This window comes from Azotobacter chroococcum, assembly GCF_004339665.1.
Classification (GTDB): Bacteria; Pseudomonadota; Gammaproteobacteria; order Pseudomonadales; family Pseudomonadaceae; genus Azotobacter; species Azotobacter chroococcum.
Genome location: NZ_SMMU01000013.1, coordinates 44784 through 70435, shown reverse-complemented (window position 1 = coordinate 70435; position 25652 = coordinate 44784). Strand labels below are relative to the sequence as shown.

Here is a 25652-nt window from a genome sequence, read left to right as displayed (position 1 = left end):
AGCTTCTCGGAGTCAGGTTGACGACGAGCCCGAGTCTTATGCATTTGCGACAATTTGGCTTCCCGACGAAAGTCGGGGCCTTACGAAAGTCGAATGGAAGAAATTCGCCGACGTTCGCCTGCAAAGCGCAGCGCTGCGGCCCTGCCCTTCCGCTCCCGGGAAAGGCAGGGCCGCAGGCCCTAGACCAGGCTCTTGCTGACCACTTCGTAGACGTCGCCGGACAGCTCGCCGGAGGCGAGGATGCGCTCCAGCTCGGCCTTCATCAGCGCCTGGCGCGACGCGTCGTACTTGCGCCAGCGGGTCAGCGGCGCCAGCTGACGGGCGGCGATCTGCGGGTTGAGGGCATTGAGCATGATCACCTGGTCGGCAAGGAAGCGGTAACCCTGGCCGTCGGCGCGGTGGAAGTTGACGTGATTCTGGTTGGCGAAGGCGCCGATCAGCGCGCGCACCTTGTTGGGGTTCTTCAGGGTGAACGCCGGGTGCTCCATCAGCGCCTGCACGCGCTCCAGACCGCCGGGCAGCGGGCAGCCGGCCTGCACGCCGAACCACTGGTCCATGACCAGCGGATCGTCCTGGAAATAGTCGGCGAACAGCACCAGCGCCTCGCCCTTCTCGGCCTCGAACGGCGAGTTGACCAGCACCGCCAGGGCGGCGAGGCGCTCGGTCATGTTGTCGGTCGCCTGGTACTGGTCCTGGCAGGCCGCCAGCACTTCGGGCCTTTCGCTGAGCATCAGGTAGGACAGCGCGATGTTCTGCAGGGCACGGCGGGCGAAATGTTCGGCCGAGGCGACGTAGGGACTCTGCCGCGACAGCTCGCGGTTGGCCTGGTAGCGCTGCCAGAGCGGCTCGTACAGGGCGCTGGCGATCTCGCGGCGGGCGAACTCGCGGGCCGCGTGGATGGCCACGACGTCGGCCACCGCGCTGATCTCGATGAGATAGGCCTCACCCGGCAGGGAGAGCATTTCGGCGACCATCGCCTGGTCCAGGCTCTGGTTCTCCAGCACGCTCTTCAGCGCCACGAGCAGGCGTCGGTCGAGCACCAGGGATTCGCCGCGCTGGTGCTGGCCGACCAGCTCCTGCAGCACCTGCACGGCGAGCTGCTGACCGGCCTCCCAGCGGTTGAAGCCGTCGGAGTCGTGCTGCATGAGGAACATCAGCTGGTCGCGGCTGTACGGATAGACCAGCTTGACCGGCGCGGAGAAGCCACGCAGCAGCGACGGCAGCGGCTGCTCGGGAATGCCTTCGAAGGTGAACGACTGCTCGGCGGCGTTCACCGCCAGCACCCGGCTGGTGCCGGCCGCCTCGCTCTCGCCGGCCAGGCGCAACGGCAGTTCGCGGCCCTGGCCGTCGAGCAGCGCCAGCGCCACGGGAATCACCAGGGGCTCCTTGTGCGCCTGGCCGGGGGTCGGTGGGCAGCTCTGGCGGAAGGTCAGGGTGCAGGTTCCGGCCTTCGCATCGTACTGCTCGGCGACCTCCAGGCGCGGCGTGCCGGCCTGGCCGTACCAGCGCTTGAACTGGGCCAGGTCGACGCCGTTGGCGTCCTCCATGGCCTTGATGAAGTCGTCGCAGGTCACCGCCTGGCCGTCATGGCGCTGGAAGTACAGGTCGCTGCCCTGGCGGAAGCCCTCGGCGCCGAGCAGGGTGCGCAGCATGCCGACCACTTCGGAACCCTTCTCGTAGACGGTCAGGGTATAGAAGTTGGAGATCTCCATGTAGGAGTCCGGGCGCACCGAGTGAGCCATGGGGCCGGCGTCCTCGGCGAACTGATGGGTGCGCAGGTAGGCGACGTCCTCGATGCGCTTGACTGTGGCGGAGTTCATGTCGGCGGAAAAACCGGCGTCGCGGAACACGGTGAAGCCTTCCTTGAGCGACAGCTGGAACCAGTCGCGGCAGGTCACCCGGTTGCCCGACCAGTTGTGGAAGTACTCGTGGGCGACAATCGCCTCGACCCGCTGGTGGGCAGCGTCGGTGGCGGTCTCGGCCTTGGCCAGCACGGCGCTGGAGTTGAAGATGTTGAGCCCCTTGTTCTCCATGGCGCCCATGTTGAAGTCGTTGACCGCGACGATCATGAAGATGTCCAGGTCGTACTCGCGGCCGTAGGCCTCCTCGTCCCAGCGCATGGAGCGCTTGAGGCTGTCCATGGCGTGCTGGCACTTGTCGATGTTCTCCGGCTCGACGTAGATGCGCAGGGCCACCTTGCGGCCGCTCATGGTGGTGAACTCATCCTCCACGCACCAGAGGTCACCGGCGACCAGGGCGAACAGGTAGGCCGGCTTCCTGAAGGGGTCTTCCCAGGTCGCCCAGTGCCGGCCGTTGTCCGCGCTGCCGCTGGCCACCGGGTTGCCGTTGGAGAGCAGCACCGGGTAGCGCTGCTGCTCGGCGCTCAGCGTGGTGGTGAAGGTGCTCATCACGTCCGGGCGATCGAGGTAGTAGGTGATCTTGCGAAAGCCCTCGGCCTCGCACTGGGTGCAGAACATCCTGCCGGACTTGTAGAGGCCCTCGAGCGCGGTGTTGCTTTCCGGGTGGATGCACACGCGGGTTTCGACGACGAACTCGGCTTGCGGCGGCTGCAGGGTCAGGTGGCTGTCGTCCACCTGGTACTCGTGGGCGCCCAGCTCGCGACCGTCGAGGACCACCGACAGCAGCTCGAGCTGCTGGCCGTCCAGCACCAGCGGCGGCAGGCCGGCGCCGCGCGCCGGGTTGCGGCGCATCGCCAGGCGCGCATGCACCAGGGTGCGGTCCTCGTGCAGCTCGAAGCTCAGGTGGGTCTCGTCGATCAGGTACTCCGGCGCCTGATAGTCCTTGAGGTAGATGGTTTTCGGCTGTTCGGTACGCATCGCGTTCGGCTCCGTCGATACCCGCTCTCCGGGGGACAGCGGGATGGGATGAGGGGATGAAAGACTGGCCGGACTCAGGCCGAGACCGCCAGCTGGTAGGCCGTGTACTTGCGGATGTTGATCACCCCGACGTCGAAGATCAGGTACTGACCCTTGATGCCCCGCAGGATTCCCTCCACCACCGGCGTCTTGTCCAGGTCGAGGCTGACGATCTTCCCGGGGTAGCTCTCCACCGGATAGCGGATCTCCACCGGCTCGGCATCGTTCAGCGGCTGGATCGCCTGCAGGCCGAAGCGCGCCTGCAGGGCTTCGAGGCCCTCCCGGCAACTGTCGAAGAGCTGCTCGCGCACGGCCGGCAGATCGACCGGCGCGGCCTCGCCCTTGAGCAGCGCGCGCCAGTTGGTGCGGTCGGCGACCTGGCTGCGCAGAAGGTCCTCCACCAGACCGGACTGCTGGCGGGTGGCGACGCGCAGGATCGGCAGCGCCTGGCGGGCGCCCTGGTCGAGCCAGCGGGTCGGCACCTGGCTGGCCCGGGTGATGCCGACCTTGACGCCGGAGGAGTTGGCCAGGTAGACGACGTGCTCGGTCATGCAGAAGCGCTCGCCCCAGGCCGGGTCGCGGCAGGTGCCGAGGGCATGGTGGCACTTCTCCGGGCTGACGATGCAGCTGTCGCACTGCGGCAGCTTCCTGAAGCAGGGGTAGCAGTAGCCCTGGCCGAAGCTCTTGGCGGTCCTGCGCCCGCAGTGGCTGCAGTGGATCGCGCCCAGGTACTCCAGGCGCAGCGGCTGGCCGATCAGCGGATTGACCGGCACCTGTGCCTCGCCCAGACGCAGGGCGTACTGCACCGGGGCGTCGAGGCGCGCCGCCATCTTGTCCAGTGCGCCGCGGGCGAGCTCGGCCATCAGTGCAGGGTGTCCGAGGACTTGAACAGCAGGTTGGGAATCGGCTCGCCGCTGGACTTGCACTTCTGCTCGCCCATGTAGCCGGTGCGCTTCTCTTCCGGCAGGTTGCGGATCTCCCAGGCGATCATCGCCTGCAGGCTCAGCTCCTTCTGTTCCTGGGTCAGCTTGCGGCCATCCGGCCATTTGCCGATTTCCACCGCCAGCTTGAGGCTCTGGTAGATCTCCGGGGTGATGTTCTCGATCATTGCTTCAAAGGACGACATGGCAGGCTCCTGCAGGATTCTGCCTGCATTCTAACCCAGAGCCATGCGGACTGCCCCGCGCCCGGCCGCCCGAAAGATTGCCGGAGACTGCACGGCCACCGTGCCCCAGCGCATGAAACGCACTCGCCGGCGAGTCGATAATCGGCGGCCGCGCAGCGCGCGTATTTTCGTAATGGCACCCGGCCGGATCGGGCAACACCCAGCCCTCGATCGTCTATGTATTTACCGGTCCCGACTTTTTCATCGTTATCGTGAGTCATCGAACATGCTGAAGATCCTTCACCTCGCGACAGGAAGCATGGCCCTGCCGCTATCGCTCGTTCCCGCCTTCGACAGCGAGGCCCTGCCCTTCCTGCAGCAGGCCAATGCCCTCTACCTGAACCTGTTCGGCCTGCTCAACCTGCTCCACACGCCCGGCGCCGAGCGCTTCCCCCGCCCGGCGCAGCGGCTGGTCTCGGCCCTGCTGATATTGAGCGTGGCGATTCAGGCGCTGATCCTGCTGATGCCGCTGGAGTCCGGCGGCGGGCAGCCGGCCGTGCTGTTCAGCCTGTCCTGCGCGGCTGCCGGCGTGCTGCTGCATCTGGGCCTCAACCTGGGCTGGCGCACCGCGCCGCAGCAGGAGCAGTTCCAGAGCGACGGGGAAGACGAACCGCAGTGGAGCGACCGCGAGGTCGGCACGGTAAAGTGGTTCAACAGCGCCAAGGGCTTCGGCTTCATCGCCCGCAATACCGGAGAGGATGTGTTCGTGCACTTTCGCGCCATTCGCGGCGAGGGGCACCGGGTGCTGGTCGAGGGCCAGCGGGTGGAGTTCAGCGTGATCCGGCGCGACCGGGGACTGCAGGCCGAGGACGTGATCGCCAGACCGCGTCCCCGGCGCTGAGGCAAGGCTGGCGCGCCCTGCTCAATAGTGCGGTGGCGGCGCCTCGTCGTCGTCCACCGAGCCGAGTTCGTCGACCAACTCCTGCTGACGCTTGGCCAGCGCTTCCAGCTGCATCTGCAGCCGCTCGACCACCCGCTGCTGGGCGACCAGCACATCGTTCAGCGCCTGAATGGTGTCGTCCTGAAAGGCCAGGCGGGTTTCCAGATCGTTGATGCGCGTTTCCAGGTCCATGTTCAATCCTCGCTGAAGCGAAAGTCCCCGGTCAGCACCAGGCGCAGCTTGTCGCGGATCGCGGCGATCTGCCCGTCCGTGTAGGGCAGCGCCGGATGCTTCCCCCACACCGGCGCCGGCCAGGCGTCGTCGTCGCGCCGGCGCACGATGACGTGCATGTGCAGCTGGGAAACCACGTTGCCGAGAGCGGCCACGTTCATCTTGTCGGCGCCGAAGGTGTCCTTGAGGGTTTCCGCCAATTCGCAGGTTTCCTGCCAGAGGGTCCGCTGGTCCTCGGCATCGAGCTGGAACAGCTCGACGACCTCCTCGCGCCGCGGCACCAGGACGAACCAGGGATAGCGGGCATCCTTCATCAGCAGCAGACGGCAGAGCGGGAAGTCGCCGATGGGCAGGGTGTCCTGTTGCAAACGTGAATCCAGAGCGAACATGACCGATCTCCTTGTTCGGATTCAAAGTGGATCTTAGCAAGCCGCCGGAGAATCACCGCACCCGCTCATCACGCGAGGCTGGCAGCCCGCCATAGCTGCGCAGCATAGCTAACGGGGCAGGCGAACGGAAACCTCCAGCCCGCCGAGGGGCGACTCGCCGAGAGCGATCTCGCCGCCGTGCAGTTCCACCGCCCGGCGCACGATGGACAGGCCGAGTCCGGCGCCCTGCCCGGCGCCCTCCCGGAAGAAGCGCTCGAACACCTTCTCGCGCAGCGCCGGCGCAATCCCCGGGCCGCTGTCCTGCACGCGCAGGCGCAGGCTGTCCGCATCAGCCTCGAGCAGCAGCCGGATGCAGCCGCCCTCCGGGGTGTACTGCACGGCGTTGGCGACCAGGTTCTGCACCAGGATCGCCAGGCTGGGCGCATCGCCGCGCAGCTCGTAGCCGCCCGCACCGGAGGTCTCCAAGGTCAGCTCCTGCTCCCTGGCCAGCGCCAGCGGCGCCAGCTCGGCCAGCTCGTTGCGCAGGAAGGCGGCCAGGTCGAGGCGAGTCATGTTCAACTGCACCGCCGCCGGCTCCAGGCGGGCCAGCGCCAGCAACTGCCCGACCACCCGGGTCGCCCGCTCGACGCCCCCGCCCAACTGGCGCAGCGCCTCGTCGCGGTCGGCCGGGTCCGGCGCCTCGAGGGCGTTCTGTGCATGGATGCGCAACACCGCCAGCGGCGTGCGCAGCTCGTGGGCAGCGGCGGCGAGCAGCTGGCGCTCGCGCTCCAGCAGCTGGGTGAGCTGCAGCAGCAGGCGGTTGAGCGCCGCCATCACCGGCTCCAGTTCCCGTGGCAGGGGCGCCAGCAGCAGCGGCGCCAGGTTGTTCGGATCGCGCGCCCTGATCAGCCCGACCATCCGCTCGAGCGGACGTAGCCCGCAGCCGATCGCCAGCCAGACCAGCAGCGCCAGCAGCGGCAGGCCGAACAGGTCCGGCAGCAGGCTGCGCTTGGCGATCTTGCCCGCCAGCTCGCCGCGCACATCCTCGCGCTCGCCAACCAGGATCCAGCGCCGGTCGACCCGGTCGTGGAGGGCGAAGACCCGCCAGCGGAACGGCTCCAGCTCCAGCAGGTGATAGCCGATCAGCCGCTCGTCGGCCAGACCGGCCGGCACCTCCGCCAGCAGTCTGGAAAACAGGGTGTGCGCGGCGCTCGCCGAATGCAGCAGCAGCCGGCCCTGCTCGTCGAACACCTGGAAGGCCAGCTTGCCTTCGTAGCGATGGCCCAGCGACAGCGCCCCGTGCCCGCCCGGCAGGGTCTGCAGCGCCAGCGCCTCGTCGAGCATGGCCTGCACCTCCCCGCGCTCGCGTTCGAGCATTTCGCGGCCGACCAGCCCGGCGAGCAGCCGGGCGGTCTGCGCCAGCTGCGCATCGAACAGTTCCTCGATCTCGTGCTGGGCATCCCGGTAGCTCTTGTAGGAGATCAGCGACAGGGACAGGGTCAGCACACCGAGGACGAGAAACAGGGTGCGGGCACGGATCGAGCGCATCAGGGCTTGTCCGCCATGTAGCCGACGCCACGCACCGTGCGGATCAGCTCGGGGAAGAACTTGCGGCGCAGGTGGTGGACGTGCACCTCCAGGGCGTTGCTCTCTACCTCCTCGTCCCAGCCGTAGAGCGCCTGCTGCAGCCGGTCGCGGGTCAGCACCCGGCCCGGCTGCGCCAGCAGCTCGTGCAGCAGCAGGAACTCCTTGCGCGCCAGGGCGATGTCCCGCCCCTGGTAGCTGACCGCCTGGCTCTGCGGATCGAGGCAGATACCGCGGTACTCCAGGACCGGCTGCGGGCGATTGAAGCTGCGCCGCAGCAGCGCGCGCAGCCGCGCCTTCAGCTCGGCGACGTCGAACGGCTTGACCAGATAATCGTCGGCACCGGCATCCAGCCCGGCGATGCGCTCGCTGGTGGCGTCGCGCGCGGTCAGCACCAGCACCGGCAGCGGATTGCCCGCGGCGCGCAGGCGCCGCAGCAGCTCCAGCCCGTCCAGCCGCGGCAGGCCGAGATCGAGCACGCAGAGGTCGAAGCTCTCGCAGCCCAGCGCATGCAGCGCCGCGGCGCCGTCCTGCAGCCAGTCGACCGTGTAGCCCTCGGGCTTGAGTGCGGTGCGGATGCCCTCGCCCAGCGCCGCATCGTCTTCCACCAGCAGAATACGCATATCCCGGTCGTCTCTCCCGCAGCTCATTTCAGCTCGGCGCGGACCTTGCCGAGCAGCGCCTCGACTTCCCTGTGCCGACCGGCATCGGCGACGCCGCGGCCGGGGCGCGGCGGTGCGGCCTGCGCCTTCTGCAGCGCCGCGAGCGCCTCGGGATAACGCTTCTCGCGATACAGGAAGTCAGCATAGAAGTAGTTGGGGTCGATGCCGTCAGGGTTCAGGCCCAGGGCCTGCTTGAGCAGCGTCTCGGCGCGCTCGTCGTCGCCGAAGCCGAGCGGCCAGCCCGGCACCTGGTAGTAGAGGGTGCCGAGACTGGTGTAGGCCGAACCGTCGAGGGCCTTGGGGTCGATCGCCAGGGCCTGCTCGAAGCTCGCCCTGGCCTGCCTGGCCAGGTCCAGCGCGCCCAGCCCGCCCCTGGCGCCGGCCCAGGTGCTGAGGACGATGCCGCGCCAGATCAGCAGTTCGGCCGAGTTCGGCTCGCTCTTGAGCGCTGCCTCGGCCTCGCCGGCGAGACGCTCGAAGGCCACCTCGCGCTGTGCCTCGGGCAACTGGTAGTTGATCTCGGCCCAGCGGTTCTGCAGGTGCCGCAGGCTCAGGGTACCGGCGTCGCTGAGGGCGAAGCCGGGCAGACTGAAGGCCAGCGTGCCGCCCAGCAGCAGGGCGCGCAGGAGGGATGTGTTCATGGGGTGCCTCGTTCGGTGAGGGTGGGATCTTCGCTCAGGACTTGCCGCGGGCAAAGCGCTGGATGACCGGCAACTGCTTGCGCAGGGCCTGGTCGACGACCCGCGGCAACAGGCTGTTGAGGCGCACGAAGAGCTTTTCCGGCCAGCCCAGGTAGAGTTCCTCCTGCTCGCGCAGGATCGCCTCGGCGAGTGCCGCGGCCACCGTCTGCGGATCGTCCATGGCCACCTTCAGCTCGTCGTTCATCGCCACCACGTTGTCGGCGTTCATGCCCGTGTGGGTCGCCCGCGGCGCGACGTAGAGCACCTTGACCTGGGTATCGGCGAGTTCGCGGCGCAGAGCCTCGGAGAAGCCGCGCACGGCGAACTTGCTGGCGCAGTAGGCCGTGAAGCCGGGATAGCCGAGGGAGCCGAAGGTCGAGCCGACGTTGACCACCAGGGCGCGCTCCTGCAGGCGCAGCAAGGGCAGCAGGCGATGGGTGAGCTGCAGGGTGGCGGTGACGTTCAGCCCGATCAGCTCGGCGATGCCCTCCTCGTCATGGTCCTCCAGCAGGCTGAAGCGGTTGACCCCGGCGGCGTTGATCAGCGTGTTCAGGCCGCCGAAGCGCCGGGCCGCGGCCAGCACCGCCTGGCGCCCCTCGGCCTCGGCGATGTCCGCCTGGACGATTTCCAGCTGGGCCGGATAGCGCTGCTGCAGGGCCTGCAGGGGCTCGAGATGGCGGCCGGCCAGGAGCAGCCGGGCACCGCCCTCGCAGAGCCGGACGACCAGCGCCTGGCCGATGCCGCCACTGGCGCCGGTGATCAATCCTCGACAATCGGACAACTGCATTTCTCCCTCCTCAGGCCGTCAACGGCAGGCTGCGAAACATGTCGCCATACAGGCGATAGACCACCTTCGCGGTATGCACCACCGCAGCCTGGTCCTCCTCATTATCCAGCTGATTCATCAGCCCCTTGAAGAGCTCGATGTGCTCGAGGTCGAGGCTGCCGTGCGAGGTCAGGTAGCTGAACGCCTGCGCCGGCAGTCCCAGTGACTCCTGGAGAGAGCCGGCGGCGCGGGTGGCGACGGCGACGCTGGTGCCCTCGAGCACCTGGACCATGCCGAAGAAGCTCACCGGGTTGCCGCGCTGGATGCGGTCGTAGACGTAGCTGACCATCAGCTCGGTGGGCAGGTTGGGCGTGGCGCGGCGCACCGCCTCGGCATCGCCGCCACAGGCGCGGATGTCGTTGAGGATCCACTCCTGGTGGCCGTATTCCTCCTCGATGTACTCGGCGATCGCCTCGCGCAGCCATTCCAGGCGCTCGGGCAGGCGCGCGCCGCAGGCCATCAGGAGCGGCACGGTGTGCTTGACGTGGTGATAGGCCTGGCCGAGAAACGCCAGGTAGCTGGACAGACCGAGCCGGCCCTGCAGCGCCTGCCCGATGAGCGGTGCCGCCAGCAGGTACTCGCGCTCGGCGGCGGTCTGCTCTTGCAACCTCGTATGGAAATCCATGGTGTCTCCTCAGGGAATGGGGGTGGCCAGCACACGCTCGATGGCCGTCCGGTAATGCTGGAACAGCGCCGCCCGGCGCAGCCTGCCGTTGGCGGTGGCCAGGCCGTTGGCGACGCTGAAGGGTTGTTCGGCGCGCAGCCAGTGATGGACGCGGGCATAGTCCGGCAGGCCGGCGTTGACCCGCGCCACGGCCCGCGCCAGCGCCTCGTCGTCGATCCCGGCCGAGCGCGGCTGCAGCACCGCCACGTTGGCGGGCTGCGCCTCGCCGTGCAGCCAGGCCTGGGCGATCGGCAGCTGCTGCACCAGTTCGGCCTCGACCCATTCCGGATTGACGTTGCGCCCGAAGGCGGTGACGAACTGGTGCTTCTTGCGCCCGTGCAGGACCAGGAAGTCGCCCTCGAAGTGGCCGAGATCGCCGGTGCCCAGCCAGTCGCCGGCCGGCGCCGGCTCGCCGAGGTAGCCGAGCATCCGCGCGCCGCGGACCAGCACCTCGCCGTCGTCGGCCAGGCGCACCTGCAGATGCGGCAGGGGCCGGCCGACACTGCCGATGCGGCGCTGTCCGGGCGTATTCAGGCAGACCACCGAGGCGCACTCGGACAGCCCGTAGCCCTCGAACACCGGCAGGCCGAGGGCCTCGGCGCGCTCCAGCAGCTGCGGCGCGACCCGACCGCCGCCGACCGCGACGAAACGCAGGGAGTCGGGCAGCGGCGAGCCGCTTTCCAGAGCCGTCACCCAGGCCAGCAGCAGCTGCGGCAGGAGGATCAGGCTGTTCGGACGGCTGCGCTGCAGCGTTCCGAGAAAGCGCGGCAGGTCGAAGCGGCTGGCCCCCTCGAGGCCCACCTGGGCCAGCGGCACCAGCTCGACCAGCGCGCCGCCGAGCAGCAGCGCATAGAGGCCGGCGACGTTCTCCAGCAGCACCGCCAGCGGCAGCACGCACAGGTGACGCTCGATCCCGCTCGGCCCGCAGGCCTGCCAGATGCTGGTCGCCACGCGCAGCTGCGCTCCGGCGTCGAGGCAGACGCCTTTCGGCTGGCCGGTGGTGCCGGAGGTGTAGGTGATCTTCAGGGTTCCCGCCGGCAGTTCGGCGACCTGTGCCGGCCGACGCTGCGAGACCCCCTCGGCCAGCGACTCGAAGCCCAGCGGTGCATGGCGGGAAGGATCGGTGGCGATCAGCGTGTCGACGCCGGCGCTGTCCAGCACGTGGCGCTGCTGGTCGGCGGAGAAGAAGCCCGGCAGGGGTATGCAGACGACGCCGGCGCGCAGCGCCGCCAGATCCCAGAGCGCCCATTCGATGCCGTTGTCCAGCTCCAGCGCCAGGTGCCGGGCAGCGATCCGGCGCAGATAGCCGGCCCGCATTTCGATCTCGTCGAGCAGCTGGCGGTAGTTCAGCCGCCGCTCGCCCTCCTGCAGCGCCGGCCGCTCGCCATGGGCCGCCAGGGTTTGCCAGAAGGACTCAACCGCAGGCGACATCGGCGATCTCCTGATACAACGGCCGATAGCCGAGGCGCTGATAGGTGCCGGAGGCCTGCAGACGCTTGTGGGTTTCGGCCACGTTCGCCGCCATGACCTGGGGATGGCTGTCGTAGTAGCGCCCCCAGTCGGCCAGATCCTCGCCCATGCGGGCCGGGTCCGCCGGACCCAGCTCGACCAGCGGCAGGCCCAGGCGCTGGAAGCTGTTCAGCAGCATCGCCGTGCCGGTGAAGACCACCCAGCGAAAGCCCTGGGCGCCCACCAGGTCGGTCAGTGCGGTGATCAGCAGGCGTGCGCCGCCAGGCCCCTGGGCGGCGAAGTTGCCCACCTCGACGAGGTCCTGGCGCGCCACCGGCAGGCCCGTGCGTGCGCCAACGACGCGCTCGATGGGTTCATCCAGATAGCGCTCGAGAAACAGCCCCTCCATGCCGCTGGCAGGACGCAGACCGGCTGCCGCCTGCACCTTGCCGTCCTCGTCCTCGAAGCCCAGCAGACAGGGCATGAAATGATGGATGTGTGCCGCGTAGTAGTCGGCGAAGCGGGCGCTGATGAAGGCTTCCAGCGCGTGGCGCCGGGCCGAGCCCGGGCTGGGCTTGACCAGATGCACACTCAGCGACCGCTGGCGCCCGATCAGTGCCAGCGGTTCGTGCTGTTCCCATGACAGCTCCATCTTGCAGACCTCGGCGGGTGGGGGATTGGGAGCATTCTTGTTCCCCCAGCCTTAACAAACGCTTAAGTCTGTAAAAGCGGACAAGCCGTCGGCACAATCCAGCGGACCGGCTAAGCTGCATTCGCGCTCTGGCGATGACCGGGGTCGCCCGAAACGACGTCCCCAGCGAACGACAGCGAGTACAGCTCGACAGGAGCCGTGTCCCGATGCCTGCAACGATCAGAGGGAAGCTGATCGCCCTGCTCCTGGCCGTGACGGTTTTCCGGGAAACCGTCGCCAGCCCGATGCCACCCGGCGGGTTCGCCGAAGAGGCCAGCGCCAGCCTGCTGCTGCGCAACGGCTACGTGTATCGCGACAACCAGGACGGCGTGCGCGACCAGTCGCGCTGGGCCCAGGCCGTCATCGCCACCTTCGAGTCCGGCTTCTGGATGCCTACGGCCTGCTCGCCGTCCGGCTCGACACCGGCAAGAGCCGCGACGACGGCGACATCGCCTACTTCCCCACCGACAGCGACGGCGATACCGAAGAGGATCTGGGCGAGCTCGGCCTCGTCCTCAAGCTGCGGCTGTCCGATACGGTATTGAAATACGGCGATCAGCTGCCCGCCCTGCCGGTGCTGTCCTACGACAGTTCCCGCCTGCTGCCGCAGACCTTCCGCGGAATCCTGCTCGAAAGCGGGGAAATCGACGGCCTGAGCCTACATGCCGGGCACTTCACGGCACAGAACGACAACAACCACAGCGGCCGGGATGTGCCGGGGCGGGAACTGGACTCCATCGAGCTCATCGGCGGCAGTTATGTCTTCAGCGATCATCTGAGCGCCACCCTGTACTTCTCCGACATCGAGGCGGTGGCCAGGAAGCGCTACGCCAATATCGCCTGGCGGCTGCCCCTCGCCGAAGAGCGCTCCCTGGAACTCGATTTCGACTTCTACCGAACCCGCTACGATCGGGATTACACCCAGACCGGCAAGGACGAGGACAACCGCATCTGGAGCCTGATGGCCACCTATCACTGAGGTCCCCATGCCCTCATCCTCGCCTGGCAGCGCTCCATCGGCGGTTTCGAGAACCTTGACGAGGACGGCCAGCCGGTCACCCACGGCTACGATTTCGACTTCGGCGACGGTGGCGACGCCAACTACCTGGCCAACGCCTTCTACTCCGACTTCAACCGCAAGGACGAACGCTCCTGGCAGCTCGGCTACGAACTGGATTTCACCGATTATGGGGTGCCGGGGCTGAGCTGGAAGAGCGCCTACGTGCACGGCAGCCAGATCGACACCGGCTGGGGCGGCACGGCGAGCGAACGGGAGTTCTACAACCAGATCCTGTACGTGGTGCCGGAAGGCGCGGCCAAGGACTTGTCGATCAACCTCTATGGCTCGATCTACCGCGCCAGCCGCGACCTGAACGAGATCTGGCTGTTCATCGAATACCCGCTGGAGCTTCTCTGAACCCCGGATTCAGCCTCTGCGGCGTGCCCAGGCGCCACCGAGGGCGCCGGTCAGGCAGCCGGCGACCAGTCCGGCGACATGCGCGGCATTGGCGATGGCCCCCAGCCCCAGAGCGGTGACCAGTCCGGACAGGCAGACCAGCAGCCAGATCAGCATCATCACCACCACGCCCGGCGGCAGGCGATAGGCCGCGCCGGGCGCGAGCCGGTGGAAGATCCAGCAGTGGCCGAGCAGGCCGTAGAGCACCCCGGACAGGCCGCCGAACAGCGCCGGGCCGCCGAACAGGTATTGCGCGACGTTGGACGCCAGGCCGAACAGCAGGGTCAGGAGCAGCAGCATCAGCGCCCCCTGGCGAGCCTCGATGCGCTGCCCCAGCTCCCAGTACCAGAGCGCGTTCATCGCCAGGTGCAACCAGCCAAAGTGGATCAGCATGGGGGTCAGCAGGCGCCACCACTGCCCGGCAGCCAGGCTTTCTGCCAGGGGGACGAAATACAGGTAGTCGCCCTGGATGTGGAATTCCTGGAAGGTCAGCCAGCCGACGGCGGCGAGGTTGTCCCCGAGCAGGGTCAGGGCCGCCACCAGCAGGGTCGCCAGCAGCATCAGGGAGGTCAGGGGACTGCGGCGCAGTTGACGGAAAATGCCGGAAGTACTGCGGCGCGGTGGTGCCGGCAGCGTGCCCTGCGGATCACCCTCGGGAAAGCGCGCATAGAGCAGGCCCACTTCCCGGACCAGGCGGGAATCGGGCACCCAGAGCACCTGCTCGCCGCCCTCCTCGCTGACCCGGTGGGGCACGCCCAGACGCTGCAAGAGGGCGACGAAGCCGCTGAGATCGGTCCCCAGCGGCAGGCGCAGGGCCTCAATCGCTGTATTCATGGGGAGCCTCCGGACGCTCCACCTCGACCCAGGCGAACTTGTCGGGATCGAGCCGGGTCTCCTGGTCCAGGCGGTAGGCCACCAGCTTGCCGAACATCACCGCACTGTAGTCGAGACAGGCCAGGTTGGGACGAATCAGCGCCGGCTGCCCGCGGCGCCAGTAGTGGCCGACGAACAGCGGCGGCTGGTCGGCGTCGTAAAAGGGCAGCTCCGCCCGGTGCGCGCGGGAAATCGGCATCTGCGCGACGGGCTCGGGCAAGGCATCCGGCTGGAAGACGATATCGCCGTAGGTCTGCGGCTCGTCCGCCCAGAACTTGGTACGGAAGGTCTCGCGGACCAGGCCGTCCCGGCCGGTCAGCGTCATGCCATGGGGCAGGCGCATGTTGATGCCGCGCAGCAGGCGCTCGAAGACCTGGTGGGCGAAGCTGTCGGGCAGTGCGGAAGCCTTCAGAAAGGACTCGTCGATCAGGCCTTCCGGGTATTGCTGGCGCAAGGGCTCGATCAGGCTGCTGTCCCAGCAGGCGTGCACGACCCGGAAACGGCCGGCATCGATGAACAGCGGCAGCTCGTAGAACCAGTCGAGAAAGGCTCGCCAGTCGCCCGGATGATTGGCGAGCTGCGTGAGGGTCTCGTGGATCAGGTGCTCGTTGCGCGCGGTATGCTCGCGCACGTACTGCAGGCCGCTGTCGGGCGGCGCCTCGGTGGACCAGCCCAGCAGGTTGTACTCGTGGTTGCCCATGATGCACAGCGCCTGGCCCGCCGCGACCATGTCGTGCACCAGGTGCAGGGCCTCGCGGATACGTGGGCCGCGATCGACGATGTCGCCGACGAACAGCGCCATTCGCCACGGATGACGCCACACACCGCCCTGACGCCGGTAGCCGAGGCGCTCGAGCAGGGCCTCCAAGCTATGACCGCAGCCATGCACATCGCCGATCAGGTCGTAGCTGCGCAGCGGATCGATCATCATCAGTTGCCACCGCCCAGACGGCTGCCCCAGCCCAACTTGGTCCGGCACACCTCGTAATAGTTGTGGTCCAGCGGATGGATCAACTGCAGCCGCTGCGGCTTCTTGCTGATGGTGACGATATCGCCGGGCGAACAGGTGAAATGGTTCTGCCCGTCGCAGGAAACCTGGGGATAGATGTCCATCTTCGGCGACACCACGATCTTCAGCTCGCTGTTGCCGGCGACCACGATCGGCCGGCTCGACAGGGTGTGCGGATACATGGGCACGATGACGATGGCGTCCAGCTTGGGATGCATGATCGGCCCGCCGGCCGACAGGGCATAGGCGGTGGAGCCGGTCGGCGTGGAGACGATCAGGCCGTCGGACTTCTGGCTGCTGACGAACTGCCCGTCGATGTACAGCTCGAACTCGATCATCCGCGTCGACTTGCCCGGATGCAGCACCACATCGTTCAGCGCATCGCCCTGGCCAATCGGCTCGAGCTTGCGGCGCACCTGGGTCTCCAGCAGGAAGCGGCTCTCCACGGTGTACTGGCCGTCGAGCACCTCGGCGACCCGGGTTTCCAGCTCGTCGGGGCGGATGTCGGTGAGAAAGCCCAGACTGCCGCGGTTGATGCCCAGCACCGGCACCTTGTAGCGGGCCAGGGCGCGCGCCGCGCCGAGCATGCTGCCGTCGCCGCCGACGACGATGACCATATCGCAGACCTCGCCCAGTTGCTTACGCGAGGATACTTGGAGACCATGCCCGGGCAGGAGTTCGGCAATACTCTCGTCGAGGATCACATGGAGGTGTCGGTCGAGCAGAAATCTCTTCAGTCGGCGGATGGTGTCCACCACCTGGGTACTACCCAGGCGACCGATGATGCCAATATTGCGAAAGTGCTCCATGGGGCTCCTGCGGGGCTGCGTTACAGGCAAGAGGCGATTATGCGGGAAAGCCGGGCAGAGCGGCAAACCACCTCCAATGGGGGGGAAGCGGGGCCTTTCGGCAGCCTCGCCGACCTCCCTGCGCGCCTTCGTCAGCCCCAGATCCGCGACCTGGCCTGGACCCTGCTGTCGCCCCCCCTGCTCGCCGGCACCGCCTGGCCGCAGCGCCATCCACTGGCGGCCAGCGACTGGGCCTACAATCCGGCCGGCCTGGCCGACTGGCTGCGGGCGCTGGACGCCTGCAGCACCCCGCTGGATACCTGGCTGGCGCAGCACCCGACGCGCCGCCTGGGCCTCTATTACGAGCGGCTCTGGCAGTTCGCCCTGAACCAGGCGCCTGGAGTCCGCCTGCTCGCCGCCAATCTGCCGATCCGCCTGGGCAGCAGCACCCTGGGTGAGCTGGACCTGCTGCTGCAGGATGCCGAAGGGGTGCATCACCTGGAGCTGGCGATCAAGCTCTATCTCGGTCCGGCAGGAAGCCCTGAGCAGCATCCGGCCCGCTGGATCGGTCCCGGCCGGCATGACCGGCTCGACCTCAAACTGGAGCACCTCGAGCGGCATCAGCTGCCGCTGTCGAGCAGTCCGGCGGCCCGGGCGATCCTGAACCAACTCGGCGTTGCCGACCTGCAGGCCGGCTGCTGGCTCGGCGGCTATCTGTTCTATCCCTGGCCGGATGGATGCCCGCCCCCTGCCGGTGCCAACCCGGCGCACCTGCGCGGTCGCTGGCTGGCGCGGCGCGACTGGCCGAACTTTCTGGCCGGCGCTTCCGCAGGCCACTGGCAGCCCCTCCCCCGCCATGCCTGGCTGGCCCCAGCTCGCATCGAGGCAGCGGATCTCTGGCCGCAAGCCATCCTGCAAGACTGGTACGCAGGGCTGGCCCCTGACGCACCAGCACAGCTGCTGGCTCGACTGACGGCGGATTCAGCCGGCGAATGGCTCGAGGCGGAACGGGTATTTCTGGTCGGCGACAGCTGGCCGGCCCCACGCTAACCTGGCGTCAGCCGCGGGTTCCCAGCGCCTGCAGGTGCCCGGCCAGCGCCCTCCGCCCCTGCAGCCCGCCGGTGTGCACGAAAACCAGCCGGCTGCCACGGGGAATGCTGCCGCACGCGACCTGCTCGCGCAGCGCCAGCAGAGCCTTGCCGGTATAGACGGGATCCAGGGGAATGCCCCCCTCCCGCTCGCTGTCGAGAATGAAGCGCGCCAGCGCCGCGTCGAGCCGGGCAAAGCCACCGCGACTGGCGTCCAGCAGACGATAGCCGGCATCGGCCATCCCGGCATCGGCAAGAATCGCCCGGACCTGCGGCGCCACGCCGTGGCTCGCCGGCACCGCCAGGGCGCCATGCACCGGATGGGCTCCAGCTTCGGCAAGGACCAGGCCAGCCAATGTGGTTCCGGTACCGGCGGCCAGCCACCAGCCGTGGTAGTCGGACCAGCCGAGCCTCTCCAGCTGGGGCGACAGCATGTCCCGCAGCACAGTGCAGCCCCGCGCGCCGGTCAGCCCCCCGCCGCCCTCCGGGACCGGATGCAGCTGGGGATAGCGCTCGCGCCAGGTATCCCAGAAGCCGTCCCGGTGGCGCGCCCGATAACCGCCGTAGCCGAGCCAGTGCAAGCGCATGCCGAAGGCCTGCAGATCACGCACGGTCGGGGTTTCGCAGGGCTCGCCGCGCAGCAGCCCGACCGTGGGGAAGGCGAAGCGCTTCCCGGCCGCAGCCAGTGCATGCAGGTGATTGGAATGGGGACCGCCCAGGCTGATCAGCCCCGTTGCTTCCTGACGCGCAGCTTCCGTCAGGTGGGGCGCCAGCTTGTACCACTTGTTGCCGGAGATCAGCGGGTCGATCAGGTCGAGCCGCAATACGCCGACCTCGACGCCGGCAGCGGCCAGCCAGCCCAGCGCAAGGGGCTGCAGTGGCGCCTGCGGCGACCAGCGAATAGCCCGCACGGGGGTCAGCTGGCGTTGCGCAGGCGGCTGCCCGACTTGTGTCGCGAACAACAGTTGGATTCGCCCGCGACGAAACGCTGGGGACTGTCGACCCGATCGATCGGCAGCGCGCAACGCCGGCCGCCAGGCAGCTCGGCCTCGCAGAGCGGTTGCTGGAAGTGGTCCAGCCACTGGCGATACCGCTCTTCGCTGACCGAGCACTTGCCTGCAGCGTAGGCCATGGGGTTCTCCTGATAGCGGGCGATGTCCTGCAGCGGAATGGTCAGGTGACCCGCGCCGGGGTGATAGACCACGAAGGTCAGGCCCAGGCCGGCCAGCCTCTCGAGGGCCTGCTCGACACCCCGGGCCGCCAGCTGCGCATGTTCATGCTGGAGCCTGAGCATTTCCTCCTGCCCCTGCCTTTCGCGTTCTGCGCGGGCGGCCAGCTCGGTTTCGAGCTCGCCGACTCGGCTCTGCAGCGCCTGCTCGGTATGAAGCTGCTCGTCCGCCTGCACGCCACGCTCGCGCGTCTGCTCGGCGAGCAGGCCGGCTACCTCGGCCTCCGCCCGCGCCAGAGACTCGGACAGGGCTTGCCGTTGTGCCTCAAGGCTGGCATTCAGCGCCTGTTGTCGGTGCAGCTGTTCGCGCAGTTGCTGCACCTCGGCCTGCAGGGCTCCGGCCTGACGCTCGGCGGCCTGCTTCAGTCTTCCCAGCGCCTCCTCCTGATAGCGGTTCAGATCGCGAATATGCAGGCGCTGTCGCTTGATCAGACGGGCGGTCTTCCGCCGCTGTTCGTCATTCCAGTTCTTGCCAGGCAAGGCACGGGCATTGGCGGCCACTCCCCGGCTCCGAGTCGCCGGCAAGGAGGGGGTCAATCCACCTGCTGTCGCCATGCCCTCCTCTTCACTGAGCAGGCCAAGCTGGTTGCGCCTGGCTGCATCACGCAGCGACAGGAGATCCTGCGGCTCGGGATCCCACAGATGCATCTGATGCCAAGGCACGGAGCATTGGCTGCGGCAGACCAGACGAATCGGTCCGGCACCGAGATCGGCCCCCGGGCCGGCACGCTCGGACAGTTGTCGCAAGGGGATATTCCAGTTGGGATCGGCTGCACCGTCTTCGTCGAAATCCAGGTGGAAGAAGACCGCGGCCCGCACTGCGAGCCTGGGAGAAATCAGCACATAGGCGAGACGCACCTGCTGATCGGCCAGATCCGGCAGTCCGACGACACCATCGAGTACGGCCTCGAACTCCGGAAGGAGCATCTCCCGGCACACGCCGTGCTCATTGAAGAACATCACGGCCTCAACCATTTTCAGTTTTTTCTGCACGCTCTTGGTCCCTTATCGTGTTTTCCTGATTCATGGCTTCAGCCTGCCGCATCGGCTGCTCCACAAGGCACGCCAAGTCTAGGTAAAAGAAGCCTGACAGCAACGTGAAGCAATCGGCAGTCACCCCGAGCGACGCCCACGCCCGATGAGCGCAAGAGGAAACTGTGAAGTACTCAGTGATAGCCTTTTGACACACAATTGCCAGCTCAGTTCCACAAGCGACAGTGCCGCCTTGGCATTCCCGGCGCCCCTCCCTACCCTGAACAGACTTTCTCGCTGCCACCCAGCTCATGCGCAAACTCCAGCTCATCCCGGCCTTGCTGATCCTCGCCGCCCTCCTCGGCACTTATGCGAACTGGAGCGCCCCCGGCTCGGCCGGACATTACCTGGCCGACCTGCGCAGTACGCTCATTTATGAAGAGGGAACGCTGGAGGCCAAAGCCAATCTGCTGGTCGTTCGCCCCGAACTGTTTCCCAGCGACTACCGCAGCCCGGAGCATCTGCGTCTGAAGCTCGCCGCCATTCTGGACAAAGCGCGTGACAAGGGCCTGCTCAACGAGCACAGCGTGGTCGCCCTGCCCGACCAGATCGGAACCTGGCTGCTACTCGGCGGCGAAAGAAGCGAGCTCTATAGCGCCCGGAGCCTTTCCGAAGCGCAGGCATGGCTGGTTCTGGACAATTCATACCAGTTGGCCTGGACCTGGCTGCAGAGCGAGGGTTTTCCCAGAATGGGGGAAACCCTGCTGCGCATGAAGGCGGAAAAGACCGCCCGTGACTATCAGCAGCTGTTCGGCTCCCTGGCCCGGGAATACCGCATCACCCTGCTGGCAGGCTCCCTGCTCCTGCCCGAGCCGCGCCTAGAGAACGGCACGCTGCATACCGGCAAAGGGCCGCTCTACAACTTCGCCCCGGTTTTCGGCCCGGATGGCAACCTGCTCGACACGGCCCAAACACAGGCCTGCCCGGCAAAGGCTACCGGGCAGGCCACGGTACAGGAGGTTCACACGGAAAAGCTGAAGGTGCTGGTCAGCCGCCAAGGATGCCGGTCACCCAGCCTGGTGAGATCGGCCGGCATGCAGACCGGGATAGCGCTGTTTCTGCGAGGCCGACTGTGGCCACTCGAAGACTTGACGGAGTGTTGCGGGCAATCAGCCCCCGAACAGGAAAGGGTGGCGCCTGGCAGCCATCTGCTGACTATCCGGAGTACCCCGGAACCCTCGACAGACTTGCCAGCAGAAGAGGGCCAGTGATCGGCCGCACACTCACATTTCAGTGGCATCTTCCGCCGGCTCCGCGGGATCTCGCTCGGCAGCGTGGAATTCGAGAAGTTCTTCTTGATAGTCATCCATAGGGATCGCTCCTGATCGACTGGTTATTTGGAAAGACAATAAACAAAGTCCATGCCAAAAAGCCTAGACGAATCAGATGACCATTGAATTAAAAGCAAGCTCAATGAAAAAGCCTCCAGACATTGCTGTCTGGAGGCTTTCATGTATGGCGCAGCGGACGGGACTCGAACCCGCGACCCCCGGCGTGACAGGCCGGTATTCTAACCGACTGAACTACCGCTGCGTGTCGGCTGGACTTTCGTCCATTTTCGCAAGCTCTGGTGGCTGATGACGGGATCGAACCGCCGACCCCCTGCGTGTGATGCAGGTGCTCTCCCAGCTGAGCTAATCAGCCATCGCCTTGCGAGGTGGCGCGCAATTTACCCACCAATCAGCGCTAAGTCAACAGCCCGCCTGATTTTTTCTTCGCAAGGACGAATCAAGAAGTATAAGGCAGCCCCGCTCATGCCTCGGCGAAGGAAAGACACACCATGGCACAAGACGCTCCGCAACAGCACCAAAACGGGGCGCACATCTTCCGAAGCAAAAGAAGTCCTGACTGACCGAACAATCAATCCAGATAGATCATCTTGCGCGTCATGCCGCCGTCGACAATGAACTCCTGGCCGGTGACGAAGCCAGCCCGATCCGACAGCAGCCAGGCGACCAGGGCGGCGACATCCTCGACCGTCCCTACCCGGCCGGCAGGATGCTGGGCATGACTCTGCGCAGACAGCGGCGCCTGCCGGCGTTCGCCGGGGCTGCGCGAATCGATCCAGCCGGGACTGACGGCGTTCACCCGGACATCCGGCCCAAGGCTGATCGCCAGGGCATGAGTAAGCCCCAGCAGCCCTCCCTTGCTGGCCGCGCAGGCCTCGGAGTTCGGCTCGGTCTGGTGTGCACGGGTCGAGGCGATGTTGACCATGGCGCCACGATGCGCCTGCAGATAGGCGGAACAGTGCTTGGCCAGCAGCAGCGGACCGGTCAGGTTGACCCCCAGCACCTGATTCCAGTAGCTGAGTTTCAGTTCTGCCAGCGGAGGATTGCGGGGATCGGCGACGGCGGCATTGCAGACCAGCGCGTCGAGACGGCCGAATTGCCCGAGCACCTCGGCCACCCCCATTGCCACCTGGCTTTCCTGAGCGACGTCCATACCGACAAACCAGGCACTGCTGCCCAGCGCTCGGGCCACCTTGGCGCCGCGCTTGCGGTCGATGTCGGCCAGCACCACCTGCCAGCCTTCTGCGATCAGCCAAGCGGAGATGCCCAGTCCGATGCCACGCACCGCCCCGGTGACCAAGGCGACCTTGCCGTTGCTCTGCGGCTTGCCGGCCTCCAGGCTCAGGTCGATCACAACGCGGCCAGCCCGCGGGCGAGGTCAGCCTTGATGTCTTCGATGTCCTCCAGACCGACCGCCACGCGAATCAGGCTGTCGCTGATCCCGGCCGCCGCCCGCGCTTCTGGAGTCAGACGACCGTGGGAAGTGGTGGCCGGATGAGCGATGGTGGTCTTGGTGTCGCCCAGATTGGTGGTAATGGAGATCATCCGGGTGTTGTCGATGACCCGCCAGGCAGCCGCCCTGTCGCCTTTGACCTCGAAGCTCACCACCGCGCCAAAACCGCCCTGCTGGCACTTGGCCAATTCGTGCTGCGGGTGGCTGGGCAGGCCAGCGTAGTAGACCCTGGCCACCTGCGGCTGCTGCTCCAGCCACTCGGCCAGCGTCTGGGCACTGGCGCAGTGGGCCAACATGCGCACCTTGAGGGTCTCCAGCCCCTTGAGGAACAGCCAGGCGTTGAACGGGCTGAGGGTCGGACCGGCGGTACGCAGGAAGCCGACCACCTCCTGCATCAGCTTGGCGCTGCCGGCCACCACGCCGCCGAGACAGCGCCCCTGGCCATCGATGTACTTGGTCGCCGAGTGGATGACGATATCGGCGCCGAGGGCCAGCGGCTTCTGTAGCACCGGGGTGCAGAAACAGTTGTCTACCGCCAGCAATGCACCCTTGCTGTGAGCGATCTCGGCCAATGCAGCGATGTCGACCAGCTCGGCCAGCGGATTGGACGGCGACTCGACGATGAACAGCTTGGTGTTCGACTTGCAGGCCGCGGCCCAGGCGTCCAGGTCAGCCAGCGGCGGATAGTCGACCTCGATGCCGAAGCGCTTGAAGTACTTGTCGAACAGGCTGATGGTCGAGCCGAATACGCTGCGCGATACCAGCACATGGTCACCGGCGCTGCACAGGCTCATCACCATGGCCAGGATGGCGCCCATGCCGGACGCCGCGGCAACTGCCTGCTCGGCGCCCTCCAACGCAGCGATGCGCTCCTCGAAGGTGCGCACCGTAGGGTTGGTATAGCGAGAGTAGACGTTGCCGGGCTGCTCGCCGGCAAAGCGGGCAGCCGCATCGGCGGCGCTGCGGAACACGTAACTGGAGGTCATGAACAGGGCTTCGCCGTGCTCACCCTCGGGAGTACGGCGCTGGCCGGCACGCACGGCCAGGGTGTCGAAGCTGGCCCCCTCCAGGTTGCTGTCCAGCCGCCCGGCATCCCACTCGGTCGTCATATCCTTTCCCCTCGCATGAGAGCGGCCGTTGCCGCTCGGAGCCCCAAGCCTGCTCGCTTGCCGCTCAGTTGTTGTACAGGTCGATGATTGCACTGACCGCAGTGTTGCGGACCTTGCTGGCATCGTTGCGGGCCTTCTCGATGCGCTCCAGATAAGCCGCGTCGATGTCGCCGGTGACGTACTTGCCGTCGAAGACGGCACAGTCGAAGTTGTCGATTTTCACCTTGCCGCCGCCTACCGCATCGATCAGGTCGGACAGATCCTGGTAGACCAGCCAGTCGGCGCCAATCAGTTCGGCCACCTCCTCGGTGCTGCGGCCATGGGCGATCAGCTCGTGAGCACTAGGCATGTCGATGCCGTACACGTTGGGATAGCGCACCGCCGGCGCCGCCGAGCAGAAGTAGACCTTCTTGGCGCCAGCCTCGCGGGCCATCTGGATGATCTGCTTGCAGGTGGTGCCGCGCACGATGGAGTCGTCCACCAGCATGACGTTCTTGCCGCGGAACTCGAGGTCGATGGCGTTGAGCTTCTGGCGCACGGACTTCTTGCGCGCCGCCTGCCCCGGCATGATGAAGGTACGGCCGATGTAGCGGTTCTTGACGAAGCCCTCGCGAAACTTCACCCCCAGGTGGTTGGCCAGCTCCAGCGCCGCGGTACGGCTGGTGTCGGGAATCGGGATGATCACGTCGATGTCGTGCTCGGGGCATTCGCGGAGGATCTTCTCGGCCAGCTTCTCGCCCATGCGCAGCCGCGCCTTGTAGATCGAGACGCCGTCCATGAAGGAGTCGGAGCGCGCCAGGTAGACATGTTCGAAGATGCACGGCGAATACTTCGGACTTTCCGCGCACTGGCGGGTGAACAGCTTGCCGTGCTCGGTGATGTAGACCGCCTCGCCCGGTGCCAGGTCGCGGATCAGGCTGAAACCGAGCACGTCGAGGGCGACGCTTTCCGAGGCGATCATGTACTCCACGCCCTCGTCGGTCTGACGCTGGCCGAAGACGATCGGGCGAATCGCATTGGGATCGCGGAAGCCGACGATACCGTAGCCGGTAATCATCGCCACCACGGCGTAGCCGCCCCGGCAGCGGCGATGCACGCCGGAAACCGCGGCGAACACGTCTTCCTCCGTCGGCTGCAGCTTGCCGCGCACCGCCAGCTCATGGGCGAAGACGTTGAGCAGCACCTCGGAGTCGGAGCTGGTATTCACATGACGCAGGTCGGACTCGTAGATTTCCCGGGACAACTGGTCGACATTGGTCAGGTTGCCGTTGTGCGCTAGGGTGATCCCGTAGGGAGAGTTGACGTAGAACGGCTGCGCCTCGGCCGAACTGGAGCTGCCGGCCGTGGGGTAGCGCACGTGACCGATGCCCATGTGGCCGACCAGGCGCTGCATGTGCCGCTGCTGGAACACGTCGCGAACCAGGCCATTGTCCTTGCGCAGGAACAACCGGCCCTCATGGCTGGTGACAATACCGGCAGCGTCCTGGCCGCGATGCTGAAGGACGGTAAGCGCGTCATACAGCGCTTGATTGACGTTGGACTTACCGACAATACCGACGATGCCACACATGTGACGCAACCCCTGCTAGTAGTTCAGGCTAATTCCGGGCGCCCGCCGAGGCCGGCCCCATCTGTCTTTCGGAGGCTCAGCGCGGCACGCTTATCCCGCTGGCAAACCACTGGCTGGAAAATCCAAGAATGAGATTTTTCGACCAGTCGGCGACTATCAGGAAGTGCGGTAGCAGGGTCGACTGTTGCCACCAGGCATCCTGCTGCACCGGCGCCAGACTGAGCAGGCCGACCAGCAACACCACCAGTAACCCTCCCCGGGCAGCGCCGAAGACCATGCCGAGCACGCGATCCGTGCCGGACAGGCCGGTGACGCGCACCAGCTCGCCGATGAGGAAGTTGACCAGTGCACCGACCAGCAGAGTCGCCACGAAGAGAATCGCGCAGGCGGCAATGACCTGCAGCGAGGGCGTGGCAATGTAGCCGACCAGATGCTGCGAGAGCGCTCCGCCAAACATCCAGGCAATGACGCCGGCGATGATCCAGGTGACCAGCGACAGGGCTTCCTTGACGAAGCCCCGCGTCAAGCTGACCAAGCTGGAAACGGCGACGATCGTGATGATCGCCCAATCGACCCAGGTGAATGCCACGGCTCAACCCATGAATGGAAAAGGCGCTGCATTCTAGCAGAGCCCCTTCTGTTCGAGTAGGAACCCAAGCCCATTGGCCAAGTCCGCGCCCG

The 25652-nt window shown here is 66.8% G+C and carries 24 protein-coding genes, 2 tRNA genes and 1 pseudogene; 4 read left to right on the top strand and 23 right to left on the bottom strand.

Annotated features, from left to right (window positions below; all coding sequences use genetic code 11):
• Positions 1 to 179 precede the first annotated feature (179 nt).
• The 3 genes from pepN to EV691_RS12925 form a co-directional block, all read right to left on the bottom strand.
• Positions 180 to 2837 carry an aminopeptidase N gene (gene pepN / locus EV691_RS12935; protein WP_131297338.1) on the bottom strand — a complete coding sequence of 886 codons (2658 nt, stop codon included), beginning with the start codon at positions 2835 to 2837 and terminating at the stop codon, positions 180 to 182.
• A 74-nt stretch (positions 2838 to 2911) separates the two neighbouring features.
• On the bottom strand, positions 2912 to 3739 hold the full coding sequence (locus EV691_RS12930; protein WP_131297337.1) for a DUF2797 domain-containing protein: 828 nt from the start codon (positions 3737 to 3739) through the stop codon (positions 2912 to 2914).
• Entirely contained in the window at positions 3739 to 4002 is a 264-nt protein-coding gene (locus tag EV691_RS12925) for a YeaC family protein (protein WP_131297336.1), read from the bottom strand. The genes EV691_RS12930 and EV691_RS12925 overlap by 1 nt, the downstream gene beginning before the upstream one ends.
• A 265-nt stretch (positions 4003 to 4267) precedes the next feature.
• Here EV691_RS12925 and EV691_RS24140 point away from each other — a divergent pair, with 265 nt between their 5' ends.
• Positions 4268 to 4882 (top strand): cold-shock protein, encoded by a 615-nt coding sequence (locus EV691_RS24140; protein ID WP_131297335.1) that lies wholly within the window; start codon positions 4268 to 4270, stop codon positions 4880 to 4882.
• A gap of 21 nt (positions 4883 to 4903) precedes the next feature.
• On the opposite strand, the gene EV691_RS12915 is transcribed toward EV691_RS24140, so the two are convergent.
• From EV691_RS12915 to EV691_RS12875, 9 genes are all read right to left on the bottom strand, one after another.
• On the bottom strand, positions 4904 to 5119 hold the full coding sequence (locus tag EV691_RS12915) for a SlyX family protein (RefSeq protein WP_169531523.1): 216 nt from the start codon (positions 5117 to 5119) through the stop codon (positions 4904 to 4906).
• Complete coding sequence (locus EV691_RS12910; RefSeq protein ID WP_131297334.1) at positions 5116 to 5541, bottom strand: HIT family protein; 426 nt, start codon at positions 5539 to 5541, stop codon at positions 5116 to 5118. Before EV691_RS12910 ends, EV691_RS12915 begins: the two co-directional genes overlap by 4 nt.
• 108 nt (positions 5542 to 5649) lie before the next feature.
• The gene (locus EV691_RS12905) at positions 5650 to 7068 is read right to left on the bottom strand and encodes an ATP-binding protein (RefSeq protein ID WP_131297333.1); all 1419 of its coding nucleotides are present in this window, start codon (positions 7066 to 7068) and stop codon (positions 5650 to 5652) included.
• A complete protein-coding gene (locus EV691_RS12900) occupies positions 7068 to 7727 on the bottom strand; it encodes a response regulator (protein ID WP_131297332.1) in 660 nt (219 codons plus the stop codon). The genes EV691_RS12905 and EV691_RS12900 overlap by 1 nt, the downstream gene beginning before the upstream one ends.
• A 23-nt stretch (positions 7728 to 7750) precedes the next feature.
• Complete coding sequence (locus EV691_RS12895) at positions 7751 to 8407, bottom strand: tetratricopeptide repeat protein (RefSeq protein WP_131297331.1); 657 nt, start codon at positions 8405 to 8407, stop codon at positions 7751 to 7753.
• Positions 8408 to 8441: 34 nt separating this feature from the next.
• Positions 8442 to 9233: an SDR family oxidoreductase gene (locus EV691_RS12890; RefSeq protein WP_039803138.1), complete on the bottom strand. Its 792-nt coding sequence runs from the start codon at positions 9231 to 9233 to the stop codon at positions 8442 to 8444.
• Between the two features lie 10 nt (positions 9234 to 9243).
• Positions 9244 to 9897, bottom strand: a complete 654-nt coding sequence (locus EV691_RS12885; RefSeq protein ID WP_039803135.1) for an iron-containing redox enzyme family protein — start codon at positions 9895 to 9897, stop codon at positions 9244 to 9246.
• A 9-nt stretch (positions 9898 to 9906) separates the two neighbouring features.
• Positions 9907 to 11367 carry an AMP-binding protein gene (locus EV691_RS12880; RefSeq protein WP_131297330.1) on the bottom strand — a complete coding sequence of 487 codons (1461 nt, stop codon included), beginning with the start codon at positions 11365 to 11367 and terminating at the stop codon, positions 9907 to 9909.
• The gene (locus EV691_RS12875) at positions 11351 to 12037 is read right to left on the bottom strand and encodes a thermostable hemolysin (protein ID WP_165496511.1); all 687 of its coding nucleotides are present in this window, start codon (positions 12035 to 12037) and stop codon (positions 11351 to 11353) included. The genes EV691_RS12880 and EV691_RS12875 overlap by 17 nt, the downstream gene beginning before the upstream one ends.
• Positions 12038 to 12243: 206 nt before the next feature.
• Between EV691_RS12875 and EV691_RS12870 the strand changes: the two are divergent.
• Positions 12244 to 13493 (top strand): annotated as a pseudogene (locus EV691_RS12870) (OprD family outer membrane porin).
• A gap of 9 nt (positions 13494 to 13502) precedes the next feature.
• On the opposite strand, the gene EV691_RS12865 reads toward EV691_RS12870, so the two are convergent.
• Genes EV691_RS12865 through EV691_RS12855 form a run of 3 tightly spaced genes read right to left on the bottom strand, consistent with a single transcriptional unit; the run spans position 13503 to position 16223 of the window.
• Entirely contained in the window at positions 13503 to 14366 is an 864-nt protein-coding gene (locus EV691_RS12865) for a rhomboid family intramembrane serine protease (protein WP_207390131.1), read from the bottom strand.
• Positions 14350 to 15333, bottom strand: coding sequence for a metallophosphoesterase (locus EV691_RS12860; protein WP_165496512.1), 984 nt, complete (start codon positions 15331 to 15333; stop codon positions 14350 to 14352). The genes EV691_RS12865 and EV691_RS12860 overlap by 17 nt, the downstream gene beginning before the upstream one ends.
• A 2-nt stretch (positions 15334 to 15335) precedes the next feature.
• Positions 15336 to 16223 (bottom strand): NAD(+) kinase, encoded by an 888-nt coding sequence (locus tag EV691_RS12855; protein ID WP_131297328.1) that lies wholly within the window; start codon positions 16221 to 16223, stop codon positions 15336 to 15338.
• Between the two features lie 39 nt (positions 16224 to 16262).
• On the opposite strand from EV691_RS12855, the gene EV691_RS12850 reads away from it, so the two are divergent.
• Positions 16263 to 17252, top strand: coding sequence for a DUF1853 family protein (locus EV691_RS12850; RefSeq protein WP_131297327.1), 990 nt, complete (start codon positions 16263 to 16265; stop codon positions 17250 to 17252).
• Positions 17253 to 17259: 7 nt separating this feature from the next.
• On the opposite strand, the gene EV691_RS12845 is transcribed toward EV691_RS12850, so the two are convergent.
• Both EV691_RS12845 and EV691_RS12840 read right to left on the bottom strand, forming a co-directional pair.
• Positions 17260 to 18201, bottom strand: coding sequence for a 1-aminocyclopropane-1-carboxylate deaminase/D-cysteine desulfhydrase (locus EV691_RS12845; protein WP_131297326.1), 942 nt, complete (start codon positions 18199 to 18201; stop codon positions 17260 to 17262).
• Between the two features lie 5 nt (positions 18202 to 18206).
• Complete coding sequence (locus tag EV691_RS12840) at positions 18207 to 19493, bottom strand: chromosome partitioning protein ParA (RefSeq protein ID WP_131297373.1); 1287 nt, start codon at positions 19491 to 19493, stop codon at positions 18207 to 18209.
• A gap of 308 nt (positions 19494 to 19801) precedes the next feature.
• On the opposite strand from EV691_RS12840, the gene EV691_RS12835 reads away from it, so the two are divergent.
• On the top strand, positions 19802 to 20761 hold the full coding sequence (locus EV691_RS12835) for a hypothetical protein (protein ID WP_131297325.1): 960 nt from the start codon (positions 19802 to 19804) through the stop codon (positions 20759 to 20761).
• 245 nt (positions 20762 to 21006) lie between these two features.
• Here EV691_RS12835 and EV691_RS12830 read toward each other — a convergent pair.
• From EV691_RS12830 to EV691_RS12805, 6 genes are all read right to left on the bottom strand, one after another.
• Positions 21007 to 21083, bottom strand: a tRNA-Asp gene (locus EV691_RS12830).
• 35 nt (positions 21084 to 21118) lie between these two features.
• Positions 21119 to 21194 (bottom strand) — tRNA-Val (locus tag EV691_RS12825).
• 216 nt (positions 21195 to 21410) lie between these two features.
• Positions 21411 to 22193, bottom strand: a complete 783-nt coding sequence (locus EV691_RS12820; RefSeq protein ID WP_131297324.1) for an SDR family oxidoreductase — start codon at positions 22191 to 22193, stop codon at positions 21411 to 21413.
• Entirely contained in the window at positions 22190 to 23401 is a 1212-nt protein-coding gene (locus EV691_RS12815) for an O-succinylhomoserine sulfhydrylase (protein ID WP_131297323.1), read from the bottom strand. Before EV691_RS12815 ends, EV691_RS12820 begins: the two co-directional genes overlap by 4 nt.
• Positions 23402 to 23465: 64 nt before the next feature.
• A complete protein-coding gene (gene purF / locus EV691_RS12810; RefSeq protein WP_131297322.1) occupies positions 23466 to 24971 on the bottom strand; it encodes an amidophosphoribosyltransferase in 1506 nt (501 codons plus the stop codon).
• A 76-nt stretch (positions 24972 to 25047) separates the two neighbouring features.
• The gene (locus EV691_RS12805; RefSeq protein WP_131297321.1) at positions 25048 to 25560 is read right to left on the bottom strand and encodes a CvpA family protein; all 513 of its coding nucleotides are present in this window, start codon (positions 25558 to 25560) and stop codon (positions 25048 to 25050) included.
• Positions 25561 to 25652: the final 92 nt, after the last annotated feature.